Genomic DNA, 20,761 nt, shown 5'->3' on the forward strand with positions numbered 1-20,761 from the left:
GACCGCGTAGACGACCCTGTACCCGGCATGCGGACGAACGAGAATCGACAGAAAGGACGACAGCCTTGCACTCACCCCCTTGACGCTCGAGCGATTAGACGACCCGCTTCGCGGGAGGGTCGCCTGGTTCTGAGGTGACGCGTATTCATAGGCCTTGAGCAGGTAAAGCCTGCGATATGACCATGGAGTTCCCTTCAACGGGAGGAACTTGCCATGGCTACCTTGTCGACCGATGCTCCGATCACGCCGCTTCGCAGCGCATGCAGCAAGACATGCTGATGCGGGGCTTGGGACCCCATAGGCAGCAGGATGCCGGGCGGCGGCATCGCGCGCGCCGGACGGATCACGCTGGATATCGTCGCGGCCGGCCTTCCTTCTTCCAGTCAGAGTACTGGCCAACCTGTTCCGCCGTCTGTTCCTGAGCCGGCTGGTCGCGCTGCACGACGTCGGTCGGCTCGCCTTCTTCGGATCGGCGGCGCACCTGGCCGACCATCAGGCCCTCCTGCGTCATCTGAAGCGCCGGTCAACAGGATGCTATATGCACGTTGCCGTGGCGCCGGTCGTCACGCACACCAATCCCGTCGGAAGCAACGCTACAGGCTCTGCGACCTGGCCCGCAAGCCGCTTCCACGACATGCCCAATGCGGGGTTCGCGATAAGCGCCGGCACCCCCGAGGCACAAATCCCCATAGGCAATCGTCCGCGGCCCGCGGGTTCCTGCATGAGAGACTTTCGTACGCCTGACGCCACCAGAAACGCTTCACCAAGTCAGTCATTGCTGCGGACTTCGCCATCGCCGAAAAGCGGACATTGCCGAGGACTACGCTGCAGGTCGAGGTTGCTCCATCTCCTGCTATTCACAGCTCTCGATGATCTAAGCTAACCGGACGCGGTCTGGCCGTCTCTCAATGACGGGCTGGAAAGCGTGTCAGCTTGTTTTGCTTGGTTCTTTCGATTTAGGATACAATTTCGGAAGCAATTCTGCATTTCCTTGAAGGACCTAAAGCCGAGGCGCGGTGCGAGGCGGGATAAGGTTGTCGGGGACACTCCGCATCGGCGCGCGATCGCGGCGGCATTCTCGAAAGCCACGTAGTCCGGCTGCGCAAACATCACCCGGGCGACAGTTTCCAACTTCGTGGGAAGTACGAGCTCCTTCTTCGCAATCAGCATTTTGAGTTCGGCGAGCGTTGGCACCGGACTGTCGCAAGATACGACTTGTCTACCGCCCCCTCGTGAGGAATCAGATAGCCCCACACGCATGGTTCTCACTGTTTGGCTGCTTGCATGAACATGTCGAACTCGGCATCCCCAATCGGAACAGTATGCTCGTCACCGGGATACCTACCGGAATCGACGTCTGCCTTGTATTCCCTGAAGGCGACAAGGCGCTCGTCCTGGATCTTCTGCAGTTCAGGGCCAAGGTGTCGGTAAACCTTTCCGTGTCGCGGCGTGTGGTTCTTGCCGTAACCACACACATCTTCCGTAAAGAGGTACTGCGCATCCGCATACTTGCCAGCGCCCATGCCAAGCATGACAAGCGATGAGTTTTCAGCCAAGAATTTCGCGACCCGATCGGGCACGACTTCCAGTTCCGCTCCGAAGACGCCGATCTCCGCAAGTTTCTGGGTGTGTCGCCAGAGGCGCATCGCTTCGTCCGCGGTCTTGCCGACTGCGCGCCAGCCCGTCCAGGTGATGTATGACGGGATTAAGCCGATATGGCCAACGACAGGGATGTAGTTGTCGCAAAGTGCCTTCTGGATGTCGTAAGACGCCGCACAATAAAAGGCGTCGCCACCAATGCCAGCGAAGTGGAAGGCTGCACGCAGATAATCCTCTGCTGTCGCCAGCGGGCGGCCAGCAAAGCTGCCCCAGCTGCCATATGGCAGGCCGACCTGTACGAAACAGTCGCCCGCTGCCTGCCGCATTTCCGAATCGAAAAATCGACCCTCGATGGAAAGCATATGAATGCCTGCTGCGGCAGCGGCAGCTGCCTCGTCGGGCGTGCTGACGAAGAGCATGGAGATTTTCCGTCCATTCTTCTTCATCTTTCAGATGTCCTCGACATGAGGACGGTTGTGATACATGCCCATAATCAGCCTCCGCTGCAGTTCAGGCGACCTTGAAAATGAGTCTGCGAGCGGTGTTCGGATCGGAAAGCATAGTCGGATAGCTTGCCGCGCTTGATCATAACGCCCAAACCCGCATCGCACCTATGATGACCGTTCCCGGCATAGCTCACACCGTAAAAGCCCGCCGAAAAGCGTCCAACGCCGCTTCCGGATCGTTTTGGGCAAACGCCTCCAAACCCACCGGCCCGCGGTATCCCATGTCGAATAGAGCTCTCGCGATGTACCGCCAGTTCATCTCGCCCGTTCCCGGCTCGCAACGACCCGGGTTGTCAGCCACCTGCACCTCGCCGATGAACGGCAGGCACTTCTCGCACCAGCGCACAATATCGCCCTCGCCGATTTGAGTGTGATAGAGGTCGAGATTGATACGCAATTGCGGTCTGTTGATCGACGACACCAATGCCAGCACTGCTGCCGTCGAGCCGAATGGGCAGCCGGGGTGGTCAAGCCGGTTCAGATTCTCGAGCGTGAAGGTTACATCTTCGGCCTCGGCCATGTCACAGATGCGGTTTAACGTGTCCCGCGCCTTGAGCCACATCGGGCCAGTCTCGACGTCAGTTTTTACAATAGGAATGCCGCCCTCGCCGAGACCGGTGCCATGCAGGTTCAACCGAGCAACTCCGAGGCGCTTTCCGACCTTCGCGGTCTCGAGCGCCGATTTTAAGAGAATGTCGGCCCGCTCGTCATCGGCGAGCCTTCCGTCGAGATAGCCGTTCATGATTGTGAAAGTCGCGCCCGTCTTCTCGAGCTCCTCGAGGTCATGGTCCGGCCAATTCCACAATCCGATGCCGAAACCCATCTCATGCAAGCGCGCGACGCGCCAAGCAATTGGGCGATCAAGCCAAAGCATCTCGGCGCAGGCGGCCAGCTGGAAGGGTTGGCCCATGATGGCTCAAGCCTCGATCATGACGCGGCCATTCTCGACCTTCGTCTTGTAAGTCTTGAGGTTCTCGCAGGCCGGTGGCGTCTCTACTTCGCCGGTCGTGAAGTCGAAAACGGAAGCGTGCTTGGGGCATTCCACCGTATTGGCCATGACGAGGCCGTCAGCGAGGTGAATCTTCTCGTGCGTGCAAAGCCCGTCTGTGCAGTAGTATTCATTCGCGTCGTTGCGGAAAATCGCGAAGGTGCGGCCGCCATGATCGAAGCGTTTGGCTTCTTCGGCTTCTATTTCGTTGGCGGCACAGGCGTTGATCCAGGGCATGGTGTCTTCCTTCAGATGGCTTGCGGTTTGAAGTCGGCAGGGGCGGACGGCATGACGCCTTGGAGTAGCGCAACGGACTTTTCGAGCCCGTCGAGCGAGTTCAAAAGGACATCCTCATGCTCGATGGAGAGCCAACCATCGTAGCCAGCCATCTTCAGGCGATAGCAGAATTGCCGCCACCACTCCTCGCCGTGGCCGAAGCCCAGCGTGATGTAGCTCCAGGATCGCGCCGGAATATCCATCAGGCTGCCGTTTTCCAATAGAGAGGTCGTCGCCTGCACCGGGCCGTTCAGCATCGTATCCTTGGCATGAACGTGGTAGACCGCCTCGCCCAACGACTGAGCCGCCGCCAAGGGATCAGCGCCCATCCAAAAGAGGTGCGAGGGATCTAGGTTGGCGCCTACGACCGGGCCGACCGCCTGCCGCAATTTCAAGAGCGAGGGCACGTTGTAGACGCACTGGTTGCCGTGGAGTTCCAGCGCAATGCGCTCCACGCCATTCTTCTGAGCCAGCGCCACGATGTCGGTCCAGAACGGGATTATCTTCTCTTCCCATTGATATTTCAGGATGGTCTGCGTTTCCGGGGGCCACGACGAGACGACCCAGTTAGGCATGGCGTCGGCAGCTTTGCCGGCAGGAAGGCCACTCATGGTGCACACGGTCCGGATGCCCATTTCCCCGGCCACGCGAATCGTATCTTTCAACCCCTGACCCTGGGCTGAGTCGGTTGGATGCAGCGGATTGCCGTTTGCATTGAGGCTGATGATTTCCAACCCGCGCTCCTCAAACGCATTGATGAAGCGCTTCTGGCCTTGCTTATCGCCCAGTAGGGACGAGAGCGGGAAATGCGGTGCGGTGGACCAGCCGCAGGTGTTCACCTCGACGCCATCGACGCCCATGCGCTTGGCATGGTCCAGCATCGTCTCGAAGGGAAGGCCGCCTAGACTGTCGGAAACGAAACCCAACTTCATGCATAAAACTCCGGCTTTTCGATCATTTGCACGGACACGTTGCGCCCTTCGTTCAGCGCCTTCACGCCCGCCTCGGCAACGGTGGCAGCGCAGTAGCCGTCCCAGCAATCGGCGGCGGTGGCGGGGAACTCGCCGGTAGTTACGAAACGAAGGAAGTCGCGATTCTGCCTGCGGTAGGCGTCGGCGTAGCGGGTCCGCCAGTCTGCATCGTAGCCCGTGCTCTGGGCGAGCGCCGAATCTAACCGGGTGTAGGCGACATTGTTCATCGCCACAGCACCCTGCTCGCCAATAAGCTCGGCGCGCACGTCGTAGCCATATGCGGCATTGTTGTTGATCTCGATGTTGACGAGTTGGCCGTCAACTGTCTGGAGCACCATGAAGACTGGCGCGACACGCGCATCGGAGCGCTTCGGCTGGAAGGCCGAGATTGAAGCGTATTCAGTGTCGAGTACGTAGCGCACCACGTCGAATTCGTGCGGGGCGGAATTGGTGATGGCCATGGCGCCGGTGAAATCGGCCGCTGGCGTTTCAATGTTGCGGTGGAAATTGTGCATCATCAGCGGCCGTCCAAGCCGGCCACCTGATAGAGCACGTTTCATTTCCTGGTAGGAGCGGTCGTAGCGGCGCATGAAGCCGATCTGGACGAACTTCGCACCCGCCTTCTGTTCAGCCTCCATCACTGCGACACACTCGTCGGACGATGGAGAAAGAGGCTTTTCGCACAGCACGCGTTTGCCGGCCGCGATAGAAGCCTGCGACAACGGCGCATGCGTGAAATCGGGGCTCGCGATGATCACCGCATCCACGTCGTCCCGTGCGATGACGCCTTCGGGGTTGGTGGAGATGTCGGACGCGCCAAGAGCATTGGCGACCGCTCGGGCACGCGCCTCGTCCCTGTCGCACACCAGCTGGAGCGTTGCGCCGGGGAGGTCCTCGGCGACTATTTTAGCATGGTCTGCGCCCATTAGGCCGGCGCCAATCACGGCAATGCGGGTTGTCATGTATTCTTCTGCTTTTTTCTGAGTTAACGGCCGCCGACCCTGGCAATCCTAAGGCGTCGGTTGATGTGGAGGCGGCGGATGCCGCGCTTGCTGAGGAAAGCCTATCGACTCGTTCGCTCCTCAACTACTTCCAGAGGCGGCGGATGGCCTTCGTGCTCATCCATATAATTTTCGATCTCGGCTTCGAGGTCGGCCATGGTCTCGCCGCCGGCCATCAGGTCGGTGATCTCCTCTCGTGTCTTTTCGTGCTTGCGGAAATCCGCGGCGATGGCACCGCGGATGAGCACGGCGAAATGGTCGCCCACAGCCATCGCGTGCATCACCTGGTGGGTAATGAAGATGACCGCGAGTCCGCGGCGCTTGGCTTCGTTGACGATGCGAAGCACGTGTGCCGCCTGCTTGACGCCGAGCGCCGCGGTTGGCTCATCGAGGATGAGGACGCGGGCCCCGAAATGAACGGCGCGTGCAATAGCCAGGGACTGACGTTCGCCGCCCGACAGGCCGCCGACCAGCCGGTCGCCATCGTCGATGCGCGTGATGCCGAAATCTTGCACCGCTTTGACCGCGATTTCGTTGGCGCGCTTACGGTCGTAGAACTTGAACGGGCCCCAGCCCTTCGTTGGCTCCAATCCCACGAAGAAAGACCGGCCTATGCTCATTAGCGGGAAAGTGCCCCCGAATTGGTGCACCGTGGCAATGCCGCGCTCTTGCGCATCACTTGGCCCGTTAAAGCTAATCGGCTGGCCGTCCATCAAGATTTGGCCGCTGGTGGGCATGAAGACGCCCGCCAGGGTCTTGATCAGGGTGGATTTGCCGGCACCGTTATCGCCCAACAGGCACAACACCTCACCTTGGCGCACTTCCAATGAAATGTCGTGCAGCACGTCGATCGCGCCGAAGGACTTGTTGATGTTCTTCAGTTCGAGAATGGCAGGTTTGTCGCTCATGACGCGTTCAGCCCTTTTTCGCGGGATTGGCCTTCAATTTCATAAACTTCTTTCAGTGCTTGGCGGCACCTCCGGCGGGCTTCGCACCCCTCCGGGGTCTGTACGACAGGGCTAACTCGCGGAAGGACTGGTTCATCAGCACAGCCACCAGGAGCATCACACCAATGATCAAGTTCGACCAGTTGCGGTCAATCTGGGTAAAATAGATTCCCTGACTCACAATGGCGAACGTGACTGTACCGACGAAGATGCCGATCACCGAGCCGAAGCCGCCGGTGAGAAGCACGCCGCCCACCACCACAGACACGATCGCATTGAAGATGAAGCTCATTCCGCCGGAGACTTGGGCCGAATTGAACTGGATGGCTTGGCACATACCGACGAATGTGGCGCTGACGGCGGACAGCACGAACAGCGCGATGGTCATTCGGCCCGTCGGAATGCCTGCATTGCGGGCGCTTATGCGGTCGCCGCCCATGGCGAATAGCCAGTTGCCGTATCGAGTCTGATGCACGACGAAGCCGACGATCACAGCGACAATTATCCACCAGACTATGATGACCTGGTGGCTGCCGCCGATCAGTTGGCCGAACAGAAATTTGGCCCAGCTTGGCGCGGTGACCGCCACGCTGGCATTGCCGGTCAACAACACCGAGGCGCTGAGCACCACGCCCTGCATGGCGACCAGCGTGCCGAGCGTAATGATAAGCGAGGGCACGGAAGTGCGGACGGTCAGCAGGCCGTTGACGAGGCCGACCATCACGCCAACCGCGAGCGCGCCCACGATGCCGACCATCATGGGCATGCCGTAATAGCCGGTGAGGATGGCGGTGGTCATTGAGCCCGCTGGGATCAACGCACCGATGGAGATATCGAGTTCACCCGAGATCATCAGGAGGCCGAGAGGAATGGCGACAATGCCGAGATTGGCGGCGAAGTTGACCCAGCTGGCCGCACCGACGAGGGTCCGAAGGTCGACACCGCCAAAAATGACGAAGAACAGTACGACACCGACCAGGCTGAGGATCGAGCCCGCATCGGGGCGGCGCAGAAAAGACTTGATTGCATCAGTCATGGCTGTCCCTCACGCCTTCTTCGCCGAATAGCTGAGAGCCAGCTGCCGGAAGGTGTCGTTGGTGAGCACCGCGATCAGCAGAAGTGCGCCGATGATGATGCTTCCCATGTTAGGATCGATACCGGTGAAGTAGATTCCCTGGTTGACGACTGAGAACGTGATCGTGCCGAACACGATGCCGACGATTGAGCCGAAGCCGCCGGTAAGCAGCACGCCCCCTATGACCACACACATAATGGAATTGAAGATGAAGGACTCGCCTGCCAGAACCTGCGCGCTTTGGTAGACCATCACTTGGCTGACCCCGACGAAAGCGGCGCTAAAGCCGCTGAACATGAACAGGCCGGTGGTAAGCCGGTTGGTAGGGAGACCGACGTTGCGCGCGCTTACCTTGTCACCGCCGAGTGCATAGATCCAGTTGCCAACTGGCGAGACGTGCAGCAGCCAGAATAGGCCGACGACGAAGGCCAGCCACCAGAGAATTGTGACTTGGAACATGCCCCCGAGATACTGGCCAAGAATCGCCTTGGTGCGAGCGTCCGGCACCAACGATACACCGGTGCTGCCGGCGATCATGACGGTGAGGCCAAGCGTGAGGCCCATCGTGCCGAACATGGTCCCTATGGTAATGATGAGGGACGGGATGATGGTTCGCGTCACAAACAAGCCATTGATGAATCCGACGGCGAGGCCCATCCCGAGCGCGGCCAAGATGCCGAGCCAATCTGGTAGGCCATAGTGGCCGGAGATGATGGCGGCGGTCAGAGAGGCGGCGGGAATGATAGCGCCAACCGATATGTCCAGTTCGCCGGCAATCATCAGCAATCCTATCGGAAGGGCGATAATGCCGATCTCAGCCGCGACGTTGAGCCAGCTGGCCGTACCGGCTGCTGAAAGAAAGCCACTGCCACCGAAAAGTCCGAAGAAGAGGAAGACTGCGGCCATGCCGAGGAACGAGCCCGCCTCGGGCCGGCGCGCCAGACGGCCGAGCGCCAGTCCATGACGAGCGGGCTCTGACGTCGGGGCTGCGGGAGATATCACTGGATGCGCCGTCATGATGGATCCGCGAGCAAGCGGGCGGCCGAACGCGGTCGCCACATTACAGGGATGGAAGGGCCGCTCGCTTCTTCGCGAGCGGCCTTGGTTGAGGACTTAGCGCGTCCCAGCCTTCACGCCCGCAATGGTGGCCTCGACAGTGCTCTTGTCGATTATGCCGGGGCCAGTGAGAATTTCGCGGGTCGGCACGGTCAGGCCGTAGTTCACCTTGCCATTCAGAATCGCGACGGCGAGGTAGCCCTGCAGGTATCCCTGCTGGTCGATGGCGCAGGCCTGTTTTCCCTCCTTCACGTTATTCAGGATGGTCTCGTCGAAGTTTATGCCGCAGAGCTGAACCTTGCCGTCTTTCCCGGACTGCGTGATGCCGTTCATGGCGGAGTTGGCGTCAACGTTGCCGATGGTGAACACGGCGTTCACGTTCTGATGTTGCAGCAGATAGGCCTTTACCGCCTGGGCCACAGCTGTAGCCGAGCCGAAGGACGTGGCGGGCAAGGGCAGGACGTCGGCTTCGCCGCCGCCATTCTTCATCCCTTCTTTGAAGCCACCACAGTAAGCCTCGATATTGGCCGCACCCGGGAGGGTGTTAATGCAGACGCCTTTCTTGCTGCCGGCCTTGGCGAGATACTCGCCGCCGGCGACGCCGCCTTTGTAGTCGTCAGAGCCAACATAGTTCATGGCGCCGAGGCGATCGGCCGCCTTCAACCCGCCGGCATTGTAAATCACTAGGGGAATGCCAGCATCCACGACTGCCTTGAACGCAGGGTCCATCGCTTCCGGCACCCAGTCCGGACCGACAATGGCGTCGGCCTTCTGGTCGATTGCCTGGCGGATCAGTTCGGCGGCGTCCACGCCCAGATTATCGTAGTTCTGGGGCCCGAGCCAGGTGACCTTGCCACCCTGGGCTTCGACCACCTTGCCCGCGTCTTCGGCGCCGCGTTTGACGATTGACCAGAACGGGTCGTCCGGCTTGCCGCCGATGACGAAGATGTTGGCGGCAAGCGTCGCGCCAGTGCTAAATGCTGTCAGCACCGTTGCCGACACGAGTGTCTTGAATAACGTCACAGTCGTCCTCCCAGGTTTCACCCGCCTCGCGGGTGTTGAAATTAAGTTCTACTGTCCCGCCCGCCCGCTCCTCTCAGGCACATGCGGGACGGTGTCGTCCCGTCACTCTGCCGGCATGTCAGAGGCCGCGCCGCGGGCTTCCTGCTTGGCGCGCCGCTTTTCCTTCTTGTTGAGGAAGCGCGTCTTCATCGCGTCGTCGGCTTCCTTGCTACCGTCGTGCCAAGTACCGAACAGCTTATCGAGGGGCACGAGGCCATCACCGCCGTAGTTCACCTCGAAGTACTTATGGTGCAGGTAATGCACGTAGGAATGGCTATCGAGATTCATCTTGTCGGTGAGTTCGAACGTCTCGAAGCCAAGATGGCCGTTGACTGCGCCGAAACCGGCGCCGTGCAGCGTGAAATAGGCACAGACCGGGTTGGATGGGATCAATAAGTGCAGCCAAGCCTCGGCATGGTACAGGAAACCCTCGACCGGATGCATGGACAGAGACGACCACGGGCTCGGGTTGATCGAGTTGTGGTGGACCGAATGCACCCATTTATAAAGGGGTGGCCAATGGATCGCGCGATGCAGCAGAAAGAAATAAACCTCGTGCACAAACGGTCCGATCAACACCAGGAAGGACAAGTAGAGCCAATTGGTCGTCCAGGGCAGCCAGACCGCCCAGCTGTTGGCGTAGACCCACAGCATCACGATCTCGACCACGGTCCACAGCGGGATGGTGACAAAGAAAGACCGCAGGAAATTGTCTAGGTTCTGGCGCTGGAACCAGAAAACGTCGGACGGCACATCAGACGGAAATTTCGCATTGTATTTGAAACGCGTCCCCTGCCGGCGATGAACGTAGTAGCGCAGCTCGAAGAAACCATAAAACAGGAAAATGCCGGCGGCGTTCAGACCGTATAGCCAGAAATAGTTGAGCAGCGACAAGCTTGCGAGGCTCTGCCAGCTCGGGATGAGCAGGTTGACCCAAAGGATTGCTGTGGCGATGTGGAAAGCGTTCCACGGCCAAAAAAATTCAGGGATCCAGGCGATGACCTTTATTGCATTGAACGGACGATGCCACAACGGCGCCGGTTCGGCGCGGCGGTGCGGCGCCCAATTGCCGCGCTTGTCGCGTGTCCCATACTGAAGGTCATCCATCGTAACAGCACCTCCTTTCCCGGATCAGTCGTGTGCTCGCGGGTCCAGTCGCCCCGGGGCTCATCATCAAATTGAGCCCTAGCTCGGCACGTTTCATATCGGAGGGTTGATATTTGTAGAAGTCGAAAATAATATCAAAATGACATTTGTATCATTTAGCTTCAATCATAATGATACAAAAGAGGGTTAACATTCATGAAACGGCCGACAATTCGCGATCTCGCTACCGCGGCAGGCGTGTCTACAGCGACTGTAAACAGAATTCTGAGTGGGACCGTTTCCGTACGGCCGAAAACCGTCCAACGCGTCCAAAGCGCGGCGGAAGAAATAGGGTTTTACGCTATCGGAGCGATTGATAACCGGGCCCGTCAGCTATCGCCACAGTACCGATTAGGTTTCCTGCTCCAGCAGTCCACCCGCGACCTCTACCAGCTGTTCGGGAAGAAAATCGTCGCCGCCTGTCGCGATCGTCGGGACGAGGTGATTGAACCTGTCGTCGACTTTGTGGATCTGCTGACGCCAGAGACTATCTCGAGCCGCCTCATCGCGCTCGGCGACGCATGCGATGCCGTCGCGGTGGTCGCCGCAGATCACCCGATCATTGGTCAGGCCATCCGTTCATTGAAGGAGATGGGGAAACCAGTCGTTTCTTACATTACGGACCAATCAGCGCCGGAACGGGCCGCGTATGTGGGCACCGACAACTGGAAACTGGGGCGCACTGCAGCCTTCCTGATTACCCAAACGACCCATGGTCCTGGTCGCATTGCGGTTTTCATAGGGAATCATCGGTATCAATGCCAAGACGTCGCAGACGCTAGCTTTCGCTCCTACTTGCGCGAGCACGCTCCAAGGCTCACGGTGGAGGAAAGTCGCCCCACCCACGAGGAATCGAGCGAGGCTTACCGAATGGTGGCCGAGTTGCTGAAGGCGACTGACGATCTTGTGGGAATTCTGATCGTCGGCGGCGGAATAACCGGTGTACTTCGCGCACTGAGGGAGGTTCCTTCCGAAAGGCGGTCGGGGATCAAGTTGGTTTGCCGTGACATTGGCCCCGAGACCCGAAAGGGATTATCTGAAGGGTTGATCACCGCAGCCCTTTGTCATCCGCTGGAGGCGACCTCTGCACTTCTTGTGCAGACAATGATTGATGTCATGGGACCACAAGCACCGTTCGCTACGCTTCAGCGGTCCATACCTTTCGAAATAGTCACGCCGGAGAATATTTGAGACAAATATCTCGGCGGATGAATCAGGAGATCCCTCGGGATAGCTCAACCGGTGCAAGCTTCAGACTGCCAATTCGCGCTTCCAGCAGTGAACGCGCAAATGCGCATCCCGACCCCGACCGATCGACCCGTCAAGCGGTCGACCGCAATGCTTCGCCGCCGAGGTCGCGGTAAAGAATGATGCGCCCAGCAACTGTCAGATCGCCAACGTTGGCATAGCATCGTCAGCTAGCGGTCAGCGTCAGTCATCAACTTTGTGATCTGAACGGCACCAAAGGCTCCTTTTCGACGAGCCGCCGTCGTTCGACATACCTTGCCTAGACACAGGTTGTGAAAACGCGTGATAAGGTCGGCCCGCGCTAGACTCAAAGATGGCCCGGGGCACCAGAACATGGCACACCGCATGTGCAACGCAATGCTTGGCTTCGCGGCGCTTGCTTTAGCCGCGTGCCAATCGGCTCCTGAAACGCCGCAACCCGCCACTCTCGAACCTGCGTTAGAACCTGATAGTATTCCTTCACAACCTGCCTTGGATCCTGCCGCTGTTCCTTCCGGCTCAGCGATCTTAGATCAATCCGTGGCGGTCACTCCCCCTGGCAAGGGCGTTCCAACAAAGTATGCTGCTTTTTCGGGTCTGTGGGCCGGACAATTGGACGGGATGTATGACGCCAAACTTGCTGTGCAGACGATTTCTTCCAATGGGAAGGCGACGGTCACCTATGCGTGGGGAAATCTGGGCGACAACTATACGGGAGAGGCCGCCGGCGCTGGAAGAATTGTAGGGAGCACGTTGAAGCTTGAGCGCTTACCGAATGGCGCGGACGTCAGTTTTGTCATGCGGCACGACGGGGCCCTGGCCGGAACTGTTACGCTTGCCGGCCAGACCTACACGGGCGCGTTCCTCAAGCAATGATCAAAGACGCATCTGAAGGGCTATGCAGAGGGCCAGGCGACTGTTCCATATTGCAGTTGCCTGTTGTTACCGGAGTGGAGGGCCGTTCAAGGCCCAAACTGGTCGTCTACGACACTGGCGGACATCTTCTGGTTGGACGGCAGCAGGATGTTCGCATCGCAGTTCGCAGGTTCCTAGCTGGCGCCGGTCTCATCTCGTCATCCGACAGACCAAGACAGTGATACAACATCCGCTTGGGGCGGTACCGCCTCACAGGTCGTTCGTTGCTGTCGCCGATCGAAGGAACAATCGCAGGGGAGGGGCAGCGCATCATGCCGGCGCTCGCCTTCGTAGCCGGTTGTGAGCTAAAAGATTGATATGATCCCGGGACTAACCGTTTCATAGCCTAGGCGCGGCTCCGATTTGTCATTCGGGACCGCGCTGGAGACAGTTCCGGTTGAACCGCAATCCAACTCTGTTCCCCTCTTTTTCTTGACCGTGCCTTACAAGTCGGGGCAGGCTGACGTGACTTCTGTTCTGACCACCATCTTCTTCTCGTGCGCAACGGTGGCGGTGGATCCGGCAATCACAATTGCCGCACAAATAATCGTCAATCTCATTGAATTTCCCCCTTAGAGCGCACCGCAAAAAATGTCGTCGGCTGTCTTGAGACAGTGGCGGAGACGGTACTCGCGCTTGGCCGGTCGATGCGGCTTCCGGCTTGATAAGATTGTAATTACATTAGCTACAGCGCAAGTAATCATTTCGGACTAGGAACGGGCTCACGCGCCTACCACCTTGAAAGCCCTTCGATGGAAAGCGGCTGAGCTGCGGCGAAAAGGGGGGCGTTTCAGCCTTTTCCGTCATGCTCCGCTAAGGGGGCCGACGGTGCCAAGACCTGTAACGCCATAGAGGGCTCGGACGGCCCATCGGCCTCGCCGTCGATCTGCCGCGCTGAGGTCGAGCCGTGCATGAATGCGCCGAAGATGCTGCGCCCCTTGCCGGCAATGCCGTGGCCGAGGAACCAGAGCCGGTAAAGAAGGAAGGCATGCCCATCGTCACCACGACGCGAGAGGTGCGGCCGCGAAGCAGCGTCTTGGTAAATCCGCCACCCTTGCCCGGATAGGCCACCGCGGCCACGCCGACGACAAAATCGACGCTGATTGTCAATCTAACCCGCCGCGATCAAGACCGTGCTTTCTGGCGACCAGCTCAGCACGACGTCCTGACCTTCCGCCAGCCTGCCAGCGCCGGTGTTCTGCACAATCACCTTGAGCGTCTGGCCGGCACGCTCGACAAAGTAAGTGCTGCTATTTCCGGCGAAGATGCGTTTGGACACTTGCCCTCGCAGCACATTCGCATTGGCCGCATCCGGAGCCTCGGCATCAATGAAGATGCGGAGGCGTTCGGGCCGCACGGCGCAGCTTGCCTTGGCACCAGCGGCAAGCTTGGCACCCGCGCCAGCGGCAATCGCTGTGCCGTCCGGCAGTCGGATGCCGTTGCCCGTGCTGTCGCCGCGAAGGATGTTGGCGTCGCCCAGGAAAGTGGCGGCAAACTCGCTCTTCGGCCGATCGTAGATCTCCTCGGGCGAGCCTTCCTGCACCAGCCTGCCATCGCGCAGAATGCCGATGCGGTCGCTCATCGTCAGCGCTTCTTCCTGGTCGTGGGTGACGAAGATGGTGGTGATGCCGATCTCGCGCTGGATGCGCTTGAGCTCGATCTGCATGTCGACGCGCAGCGCCTTGTCCAGCGCGCCGAGTGGCTCGTCAAGCAACAGCACGCGCGGCCGGATGACGATCGCGCGAGCGAGCGCAACCCGTTGGCGCTGGCCGCCGGACAGCTGGTGCGGCCGGCGGCCGCCGAGCCTGCCGAGTTGCACGAGATCGAGTGCGCGCTGTACCTCGCTGGCAATCACCGCCTTGGGCTCGCCGCGCACCGACAGGCCGAAGGCGACATTGCCGGCAACGCTCATATTGGGAAACAGGGCGTAGTTCTGGAACACCATGCCGATGCGCCGTTTTTCGACCGGCACCCGCTCGACGCTCTCACCACCTATGGTGATGCGGCCGGAATCGGGAAAGTCGAAGCCCGCGATTTGTCGCAGCAGCGTGGTCTTGCCGCTGCCTGACGGCCCGAGCAGGGCATAGAAGCCCCCATCGGCGAAATCGATGGAGACATCGTCCAGCGCCTTATGGGCACCGAAAGCGCGCGACACGTTCGCTACTTGGACGCCAGCCATTACTTCTCTCCGCCGAATTTGAAGAAGCGCGCCGTCAGCAGCATCAGTGCCATCGACACGACAATGATGATCGTCGAGACCGCATTGATCTCGGGTGTGAATCCCTTGCGGATCGCGGCGTAGATTTCGACCGGCAGCGTCGTCTGGCCGGGCGTCGACAGGAAGTAGGATACGACGAACTGGTCGAAGGACACGGCGAAGGCGAACAGCCCGCCGGCAATGACGCCCGGCATGATCCAGGGCAGCGTGACGCGGTTCGTCACCTGCCATTGATTGGCGCCGAGCGAGCGCGCCGCCTCTTCCAACTCGGGCGCGAAGGTCTGCAGTCGGGCCGACACGACGACAATGACGTAGGGCAGCGCAAGCGCGACGTGCCCGAGCAGGATGGCGAACAGGCCGCGCCCAATGCCGACGCCGAAGAAGAAGATCAACATCGCCGTGCCGGTTATCAGCCACGGAATGGCGATTGGCGGAAACAGCAGCGCCTGCAGGAATTTCTTGCCACGAAACTCATAGCGGTAGAGCGCAAGTGACGCGGCCGAGCCAAGCACGACGCAGATGATGGTGCTGATGACTGCGATTTCGACGCTGTTCCAGGTGGCTGAGATAAGCTGGGCGTTCTGCCACAGCGAGACATACCATTCCGTCGTCCACTCGAACGGCAGCTGGTAGAAGGGCGAAACGTTGAAAGACATCAGCGCCATGATGACGATGGGCACATAGAGGAAGGCGAGCAATAGCCAGATGTAGAGGCGGCCGAGCCATTCGAGAGCACGTGTCGTCGCCATCACGTAGCCCTCCGCAGCACCGGCGAGGCAACCGCCAGGATGACCAGCACGACGGCCAACAGGATAAAGGAGAGCGCAGCACCCAGCGGCCAGTTGAACACGGCGACGAACTGGTCTTCGATGACAGTGCCGTAAAAGGTGCCGGTACGGCCGCCGAGGATGCGCGGTTCCATGAACGAACCAACAACCGGGACGAAGATGAGCGCTGCGCCCGCCACCAGCCCCGGCAACGACAGCGGAATGATGACCCGATTCAGCACCTGCACCCGCGAGGCACCGAGCGAGCGCCCGGCCTCTATCAGCGAGTCATCGATGGCCTGCAGGGTCAAGTAGCAGGTCAGCACCATGTAAGGCACGTAGGAGTGCACCAGCCCGATGATGACGGCCGGATAAGAATACATCAGGTCGATGTTGATCTTGAACGGCAGCACGGCGTTGAGCGTGGTGTCGAGAATGCCTCCTTCACGCAGCACCATCGCCCAGGAGAAGATGCGCACCAGCCCATTCGACCAGAACGGCAGGATGACGAGAAGGAAAATCGCCTCTCGGCTGCCGCCTTTCAGCACCTTGGCCAGCACATAAGCGGCGGGATAACCGATGACGATGCACCACAGCGTCACCTCGAGGCCGAGGCGCAGCGAGGCCAAAAGCAATGTCAGATAAAGGCTCTGTGAAAAGAAGGCGGCATAGTTTTCGAGCGTGAACGCCCACGGCTTTCCCGACAGCGGCAGGTCGGTCATGAAGGAGAAGAAGACCATGGCTGAGAGCGGCAGGAAGATCGCAACCGTCAGCCAGAGATAGGCAGGCGCCAGCAGCGGCAAGGCCGATCTCAATCCGCTGCGCGACGCGGCCGCAACCTGTGCTGCCATGACATCCTCCTCCCAGGATGGGGAAGCATCAGACGACATGGATGGTCGGCTGATCCCGCTTCTGCTGTTACTTCACGTCGACCTTGAGCTGCTGCCAGAGCGACAGATAGGTTTCGCGCTGGGCGTCTGTGATGGGCGCCTGGAACTGAATGCGCTTGGCGACTGCCGGGTCACCCATCACCTTGCGGTTGAACGCATCCCCGGGAAGTGCTTCTACAGCCTTGGTGTTGGCGGATACCGGGGCTCCGACCTTGGTGACCCATTCGACATAGAACTTCGGGTCGATCATGTAGTTGATGAAGGCCTCGGCGCCGGCGACATTCTTGGAACCGACCGGAATGGAGAAGGCGTCGAGCCAGGCGACAGCGCCCTCCTGCGGGATCACGAGCGAGACCGGCAGCTTGAAATGGGTCTTGGCGCGGTCGGCCGAGCCGCTCCAATAGGTGCCGATGTCGATCTGGTCAGAGGCAGCCATCTGGTTCCAGTCGTTCTCCGAGCTCCAGAACGTCTTGATCTGCGGCATCAGCGAGGTGAGCTTCGCCTTGACCGCCTCCATATCCTTGATGTCGTTGATGTTCTGGCCGGTGGCAATGGCGCCGAACTGAACCGCCTCGACGGCATCATCACGGATAGTGACGCGGCCCTTGTGGGCGGGATCCCACATTTCGGCGATGCTCGTCGGCGGCTTATCGAAGGATTTTTCATTGATGGCGAGCGCCGTCAGCCCCCAGACCCACGGCACGCCATAGACCTTGCCGTCATGGACGAGCATCGGCGATCCGGCCTTGTCCTTGCTGATGTCGGCAAAGTTCGGCAGCTTGGACGTGTCGATCGGCTGGATCAGCTTTTCCGCCATCGCCTGGTCGTTGAAGGCGGCGTTGATCATGACGACATCGTAAAGGCCGGGATTGGTCCTGAGCTTGGTCAGCATCTCCTGTTCGGAATTGAAAAAATCGTTGACGACCTTGTTGCCGGTCGCCTTCTCGAAGGCTTCGATGGCCCACGGCTCGTCGGCGCCGTAGCCCTTCCAGTTGAGTACGTGGACCTCGTCGGCCTTGGCGGCAAATGCGAGTGCGGAGGTGAAGACGGCGGTCGCCGTCAGCAGGGCAGTCAAGTCGGGCATGCGCATGTTCGTTCCTCTCTGTGTTTGCCCGCATCCCGGGCTTTGTCAGGCTGTCGGGCGTTTGGCCTCTTGCTTCCGGCCATGGAGGCCGATCGGCGGACCGCCGGCATGGCTTAGGAATGTCTGGATATCGTGGTCGGTCGGCGCTGATGAACCACCGTGGCGGGTGACGGAAATGGCCGCTGCCGCATTGGCGTAGCGCACTGCTTCAAAAGGCGGCGCGCCGCGCGCCAGCGCACTGACGAAAGCGCCGATATGGGTGTCGCCGGCGCCATTGGTGTCGATGGCGTCGACCTCGAAGCCGGCACTCGTTTGCGCCGAGCCATCGGCCAGCCGCATGTGGCAGCCTTTCGCTCCGGCGCGAATAACGACGCCGACGGCCTTCGGGGAGTGGTCGCTAAGAAGCCGTGACGCGAGTGTCTCGACGCCGCCCGGACCGGCAATCGCGGCCGCTTCCGTCGTGTTGCAGCTCAACCAGTTGGTGCGGGCGAGTATCCGCGACAGGATAGGGCGGGGAATGTCGACGACGACAGGTGTCGGGTCGAGGACAAGCGGTGTGTCGGCCGGAAGTGCCTCGATCCAGTCGACAAGCGCGTCTCGGCTTCCCGGATAGCTAAGCGTATAGCCGGAGGTGAACACCCAATCCCCCGGTGCGACCGAGACGGGCGCCATCATGTCAAGGCTGAGCAAGCTCTCCGCACCAGGCCACGAGACGAAGGTGCGCTCGGCATCGCTGCTGATCATGGCGACGCAATTGCCGCTGTCCATGACGGGCGATGGCGGCGTCAGTGTCTCGATCCCCTCACTGGCTAAGGCCGTGCGCAGGAAGTCGCCATTGGGTCCGCTGCCGAGCTGGCCGCCGAACACCACCTTCATGCCGGTGCGGCTGGCCGCGACCATCATGTTGAAGCCGCCGCCGGCGACTTGCGTGTAGCTCGACGCCGTCTTCTCCGTACCCGGCGCCGGCAAGGCGTCGATGCGGTAGATATAGTCGACCACCGCGCTGCCGACATGGACAAGACGCCCACTCATACCGCCGCATCCTTGCCGGGACCCGTCCTGTCCGCACGGCGCTTGGATATACGGGCCGCAACAAGCTCGGCGGTGAGCGCGCCAACCGCCGCTATGTCGATGCCCTTGAGGTCTGCAATGCGGTTCTGAGGCAATCGGGAAAAGCCGGTGCAGGCGCCAGCCATGCCGGTCGCGATGGCGCCGATAGTGTCGGTGTCGCCACCGAGATTGGCACTGATGACTGCCGCTTGCCAGGGATCACCGCCGGCGACTTCCAGCACCGCGAATGCAGCCGGAACGGACTCCTGACTGGCGACGCCGGTGCCGACCAGATCGGTGATCAGCCGGATCGCGTCCTTCGTCGCCTTGCCGCGCACAAGCTCCTGCGCCCACCCAATGCGCGCGGCAATGTCACCGCCAGTCACCCAATGGCCGAGCGTTGCTCCGCTCCTCGCCGCGGCGATGGCGCTGTCGGAAGCGGCGCGCCAGTCGCCGTCGGCGACGCCGCAGCTGACGGCCGCCGCAACGGCGGCTGCGGCCGCAATGGCAATCGAGGTGTTGTGCGTGGCCCGGCATGTCTCAGCAACTTTGGCGACCAGCGCGTCCAGCGGCTCCGGCGGCATCATGATGCCGACCGGCGCAATGCGCATGGCCGCACCATTTGTGTCGCCGCTGCGCCCCGCTTCCTCGGCCGACACGCCATTGTTGATGGCGTTGATGGCGCGTTTGGTCGATGGTCCCAGCAGATCGTAGCTGCCGCGCGCTTTGACGTCGCGCTCCCAGTCGAGCAGCGCGTTGACCCACCGCGCATGATCGAAGCGGTTGCCGGATTCGACCAGGATACGGCCAAGCAGAAGCGCCTGTTCGGTGTCGTCGGTGATCGTTCCAGCGGCGAGCCCCTTCGACACCGGATGGTCGGCGAAAGGAGCAATGAAGCCCTCTACATGGCCGTAGAGTTCGGCAATCCGGGCCGGCGACAAAAGCTGCGTCGGCATGCCCAGCGCATCTCCCAGCGCCCCGCCGACAAGCGCCCCCACCGCCCGATCGGTCATGTTCCCGGTGTCGTCCGGCATCACTCAGAACCTCATATGGAGCGCAAAATGCGCCGGGTTGAGCAGGCTGGTCACATATTCGATCGGCCGGTCATCGGCGGCGCGGGTCAACCGGCGACCGCGAAGGAAGGGCGTGCCTTGCGGGCAACCGAGGATTGCAGAGTCCTCGGCGTTGAGCATTTCGATGCCGACCCATTCCTCGCCATGGTCGGGAATGAGGCCGGCGCCGCGCAGCGTCTGGTGCAGCGAGCCTTCGCGCAGCCCGCGTAACGGCACGTCCTCCAGTTTCGGCGACAATGGCAGGCGGCTGCGCTCGATGGAGATGGCGTGGCCGTCGCTGGCATTGGTGCGCACCCGGTCGACAGCGATAAAAAACGGGTTTTCTATACCAAGCAGTGCGGCAAGATCGGGATCCTCGATCACCTCGAGCCGCAGCGTCCGCGTCTCTGCATTGGCGCCGGCATTGGCGAGCGCCCGCGACCAACCGATGGAGTCATCAACGGGCTTGCCATCGAAGGTGACGAAAGAGCCGATGCCGACTTTGGTGGTGATCAGCCCGCGGCTGGACAGTTCCTCGAGGCCTTTGCGGACGGTGTTGCGGCTGACGGAGAAACGATGGACGAGCTCGTTCTCGCTTTGCAGCCGGTCGCCGAAGCCGAGAACACCGGAGCGGATTTCATGTTCGAGAACGGTGGCGATCTGTTCGGGCTTGCCCGTGCCGGGAGACAGTTGAACCGAGCGTCGCTTCATATGGGTACCTGTTCAGTGAGCCTGTATAATCCTGTTCATATCACGGCAGGCTTGTCAACGAGTGCCGCATGGAGCTGCTATCGGGCTTGATTAGGCGTCGCGACGAGCATAGTCGCCGGTTCTGTCGCCGTGGGATCTGGCGCCCAGCGCCAGCTCCGCATCATCGGCAACATAGTGGGCATTGAGGTAGTCGCGAATGATGCTGATCCGACCTTCACAC

At 60.5% G+C, this 20,761-nt stretch carries 19 protein-coding genes and 1 pseudogene; 3 read left to right on the plus strand and 17 right to left on the minus strand.

Annotated elements, in window-relative coordinates:
- Positions 1–337: 337 nt before the first annotated feature.
- A pseudogene (locus NKJ91_RS33860) lies at positions 338–514 on the plus strand (IS91 family transposase); the annotation flags it as partial.
- A gap of 751 nt (positions 515–1,265) precedes the next feature.
- Here NKJ91_RS33860 and NKJ91_RS21600 read toward each other — a convergent pair.
- The 10 genes from NKJ91_RS21600 to NKJ91_RS21645 all read right to left on the minus strand — a co-directional run bounded on the left by NKJ91_RS21600 (position 1,266) and on the right by NKJ91_RS21645 (position 10,588).
- Positions 1,266–2,045, minus strand: a complete 780-nt coding sequence (locus NKJ91_RS21600) for a 3-methyl-2-oxobutanoate hydroxymethyltransferase (protein WP_352457192.1) — start codon at positions 2,043–2,045, stop codon at positions 1,266–1,268.
- A 190-nt stretch (positions 2,046–2,235) separates the two neighbouring features.
- A complete protein-coding gene (locus NKJ91_RS21605; RefSeq protein WP_352457193.1) occupies positions 2,236–3,015 on the minus strand; it encodes a TIM barrel protein in 780 nt (259 codons plus the stop codon).
- Between the two features lie 6 nt (positions 3,016–3,021).
- Complete coding sequence (locus NKJ91_RS21610; RefSeq protein WP_023674304.1) at positions 3,022–3,330, minus strand: MocE family 2Fe-2S type ferredoxin; 309 nt, start codon at positions 3,328–3,330, stop codon at positions 3,022–3,024.
- An 11-nt stretch (positions 3,331–3,341) separates the two neighbouring features.
- Positions 3,342–4,301, minus strand: a complete 960-nt coding sequence (locus NKJ91_RS21615; RefSeq protein WP_352457194.1) for a sugar phosphate isomerase/epimerase family protein — start codon at positions 4,299–4,301, stop codon at positions 3,342–3,344.
- On the minus strand, positions 4,298–5,302 hold the full coding sequence (locus NKJ91_RS21620; protein ID WP_352457195.1) for a Gfo/Idh/MocA family oxidoreductase: 1,005 nt from the start codon (positions 5,300–5,302) through the stop codon (positions 4,298–4,300). Before NKJ91_RS21620 ends, NKJ91_RS21615 begins: the two co-directional genes overlap by 4 nt.
- Positions 5,303–5,403: 101 nt before the next feature.
- Complete coding sequence (locus NKJ91_RS21625; RefSeq protein ID WP_352457196.1) at positions 5,404–6,249, minus strand: ATP-binding cassette domain-containing protein; 846 nt, start codon at positions 6,247–6,249, stop codon at positions 5,404–5,406.
- Between the two features lie 52 nt (positions 6,250–6,301).
- Positions 6,302–7,324 (minus strand): ABC transporter permease, encoded by a 1,023-nt coding sequence (locus NKJ91_RS21630; RefSeq protein WP_352457197.1) that lies wholly within the window; start codon positions 7,322–7,324, stop codon positions 6,302–6,304.
- A 9-nt stretch (positions 7,325–7,333) separates the two neighbouring features.
- Positions 7,334–8,269, minus strand: a complete 936-nt coding sequence (locus tag NKJ91_RS21635) for an ABC transporter permease (RefSeq protein WP_352457245.1) — start codon at positions 8,267–8,269, stop codon at positions 7,334–7,336.
- A gap of 207 nt (positions 8,270–8,476) precedes the next feature.
- Positions 8,477–9,442, minus strand: coding sequence for a sugar ABC transporter substrate-binding protein (locus NKJ91_RS21640; RefSeq protein ID WP_502903622.1), 966 nt, complete (start codon positions 9,440–9,442; stop codon positions 8,477–8,479).
- 102 nt (positions 9,443–9,544) lie between these two features.
- Positions 9,545–10,588: a sterol desaturase family protein gene (locus NKJ91_RS21645; protein ID WP_352457198.1), complete on the minus strand. Its 1,044-nt coding sequence runs from the start codon at positions 10,586–10,588 to the stop codon at positions 9,545–9,547.
- A gap of 195 nt (positions 10,589–10,783) precedes the next feature.
- On the opposite strand from NKJ91_RS21645, the gene NKJ91_RS21650 reads away from it, so the two are divergent.
- Both NKJ91_RS21650 and NKJ91_RS21655 read left to right on the plus strand, forming a co-directional pair.
- Positions 10,784–11,818, plus strand: coding sequence for a LacI family DNA-binding transcriptional regulator (locus NKJ91_RS21650; RefSeq protein WP_352457199.1), 1,035 nt, complete (start codon positions 10,784–10,786; stop codon positions 11,816–11,818).
- Positions 11,819–12,208: 390 nt separating this feature from the next.
- Positions 12,209–12,730, plus strand: coding sequence for a hypothetical protein (locus tag NKJ91_RS21655; protein WP_352457200.1), 522 nt, complete (start codon positions 12,209–12,211; stop codon positions 12,728–12,730).
- Between the two features lie 1,150 nt (positions 12,731–13,880).
- Here the strand turns inward: NKJ91_RS21655 and NKJ91_RS21660 are convergent.
- The 7 genes from NKJ91_RS21660 to NKJ91_RS21690 form a co-directional block, all read right to left on the minus strand.
- Positions 13,881–14,948, minus strand: a complete 1,068-nt coding sequence (locus NKJ91_RS21660) for an ABC transporter ATP-binding protein (protein ID WP_352457201.1) — start codon at positions 14,946–14,948, stop codon at positions 13,881–13,883.
- Positions 14,948–15,736 carry an ABC transporter permease gene (locus tag NKJ91_RS21665; RefSeq protein WP_352457202.1) on the minus strand — a complete coding sequence of 263 codons (789 nt, stop codon included), beginning with the start codon at positions 15,734–15,736 and terminating at the stop codon, positions 14,948–14,950. Before NKJ91_RS21665 ends, NKJ91_RS21660 begins: the two co-directional genes overlap by 1 nt.
- The gene (locus NKJ91_RS21670; RefSeq protein ID WP_352457203.1) at positions 15,736–16,605 is read right to left on the minus strand and encodes an ABC transporter permease; all 870 of its coding nucleotides are present in this window, start codon (positions 16,603–16,605) and stop codon (positions 15,736–15,738) included. The genes NKJ91_RS21665 and NKJ91_RS21670 overlap by 1 nt, the downstream gene beginning before the upstream one ends.
- Positions 16,606–16,672: 67 nt before the next feature.
- A complete protein-coding gene (locus tag NKJ91_RS21675; protein ID WP_352457204.1) occupies positions 16,673–17,734 on the minus strand; it encodes an ABC transporter substrate-binding protein in 1,062 nt (353 codons plus the stop codon).
- Between the two features lie 39 nt (positions 17,735–17,773).
- On the minus strand, positions 17,774–18,760 hold the full coding sequence (locus NKJ91_RS21680) for a PfkB family carbohydrate kinase (protein ID WP_352457205.1): 987 nt from the start codon (positions 18,758–18,760) through the stop codon (positions 17,774–17,776).
- Positions 18,757–19,812, minus strand: coding sequence for an ADP-ribosylglycohydrolase family protein (locus tag NKJ91_RS21685; protein ID WP_352457206.1), 1,056 nt, complete (start codon positions 19,810–19,812; stop codon positions 18,757–18,759). The genes NKJ91_RS21680 and NKJ91_RS21685 overlap by 4 nt, the downstream gene beginning before the upstream one ends.
- Before the next feature lie 3 nt (positions 19,813–19,815).
- Positions 19,816–20,541 (minus strand): GntR family transcriptional regulator, encoded by a 726-nt coding sequence (locus tag NKJ91_RS21690; protein WP_352457207.1) that lies wholly within the window; start codon positions 20,539–20,541, stop codon positions 19,816–19,818.
- Between the last annotated feature and the right edge of the window lie 220 nt (positions 20,542–20,761).

The sequence above is a fragment of the Mesorhizobium sp. M0040 genome (assembly GCF_040323505.1).
Classification (GTDB): domain Bacteria; phylum Pseudomonadota; class Alphaproteobacteria; order Rhizobiales; family Rhizobiaceae; genus Mesorhizobium.

What these genes read in the sequence shown, in the direction of transcription:
- NKJ91_RS21600 (WP_352457192.1), bottom strand. Translation starts at nt 2,045, where the DNA reads ATGAAGAAGAATGGACGGAAAATCTCCATGCTCTTCGTCAGCACGCCC.
- NKJ91_RS21605 (WP_352457193.1), bottom strand. Translation starts at nt 3,015, where the DNA reads ATGGGCCAACCCTTCCAGCTGGCCGCCTGCGCCGAGATGCTTTGGCTT.
- NKJ91_RS21610 (WP_023674304.1), bottom strand. Translation starts at nt 3,330, where the DNA reads ATGCCCTGGATCAACGCCTGTGCCGCCAACGAAATAGAAGCCGAAGAA.
- NKJ91_RS21615 (WP_352457194.1), bottom strand. Translation starts at nt 4,301, where the DNA reads ATGAAGTTGGGTTTCGTTTCCGACAGTCTAGGCGGCCTTCCCTTCGAG.
- NKJ91_RS21620 (WP_352457195.1), bottom strand. Translation starts at nt 5,302, where the DNA reads ATGACAACCCGCATTGCCGTGATTGGCGCCGGCCTAATGGGCGCAGAC.
- NKJ91_RS21625 (WP_352457196.1), bottom strand. Translation starts at nt 6,249, where the DNA reads ATGAGCGACAAACCTGCCATTCTCGAACTGAAGAACATCAACAAGTCC.
- NKJ91_RS21630 (WP_352457197.1), bottom strand. Translation starts at nt 7,324, where the DNA reads ATGACTGATGCAATCAAGTCTTTTCTGCGCCGCCCCGATGCGGGCTCG.
- NKJ91_RS21635 (WP_352457245.1), bottom strand. Translation starts at nt 8,269, where the DNA reads ATGGCCGCAGTCTTCCTCTTCTTCGGACTTTTCGGTGGCAGTGGCTTT.
- NKJ91_RS21645 (WP_352457198.1), bottom strand. Translation starts at nt 10,588, where the DNA reads ATGGATGACCTTCAGTATGGGACACGCGACAAGCGCGGCAATTGGGCG.
- NKJ91_RS21650 (WP_352457199.1), top strand. Translation starts at nt 10,784, where the DNA reads ATGAAACGGCCGACAATTCGCGATCTCGCTACCGCGGCAGGCGTGTCT.
- NKJ91_RS21655 (WP_352457200.1), top strand. Translation starts at nt 12,209, where the DNA reads ATGGCACACCGCATGTGCAACGCAATGCTTGGCTTCGCGGCGCTTGCT.
- NKJ91_RS21660 (WP_352457201.1), bottom strand. Translation starts at nt 14,948, where the DNA reads ATGGCTGGCGTCCAAGTAGCGAACGTGTCGCGCGCTTTCGGTGCCCAT.
- NKJ91_RS21665 (WP_352457202.1), bottom strand. Translation starts at nt 15,736, where the DNA reads ATGGCGACGACACGTGCTCTCGAATGGCTCGGCCGCCTCTACATCTGG.
- NKJ91_RS21670 (WP_352457203.1), bottom strand. Translation starts at nt 16,605, where the DNA reads ATGGCAGCACAGGTTGCGGCCGCGTCGCGCAGCGGATTGAGATCGGCC.
- NKJ91_RS21675 (WP_352457204.1), bottom strand. Translation starts at nt 17,734, where the DNA reads ATGCGCATGCCCGACTTGACTGCCCTGCTGACGGCGACCGCCGTCTTC.
- NKJ91_RS21680 (WP_352457205.1), bottom strand. Translation starts at nt 18,760, where the DNA reads ATGAGTGGGCGTCTTGTCCATGTCGGCAGCGCGGTGGTCGACTATATC.
- NKJ91_RS21685 (WP_352457206.1), bottom strand. Translation starts at nt 19,812, where the DNA reads ATGCCGGACGACACCGGGAACATGACCGATCGGGCGGTGGGGGCGCTT.
- NKJ91_RS21690 (WP_352457207.1), bottom strand. Translation starts at nt 20,541, where the DNA reads ATGAAGCGACGCTCGGTTCAACTGTCTCCCGGCACGGGCAAGCCCGAA.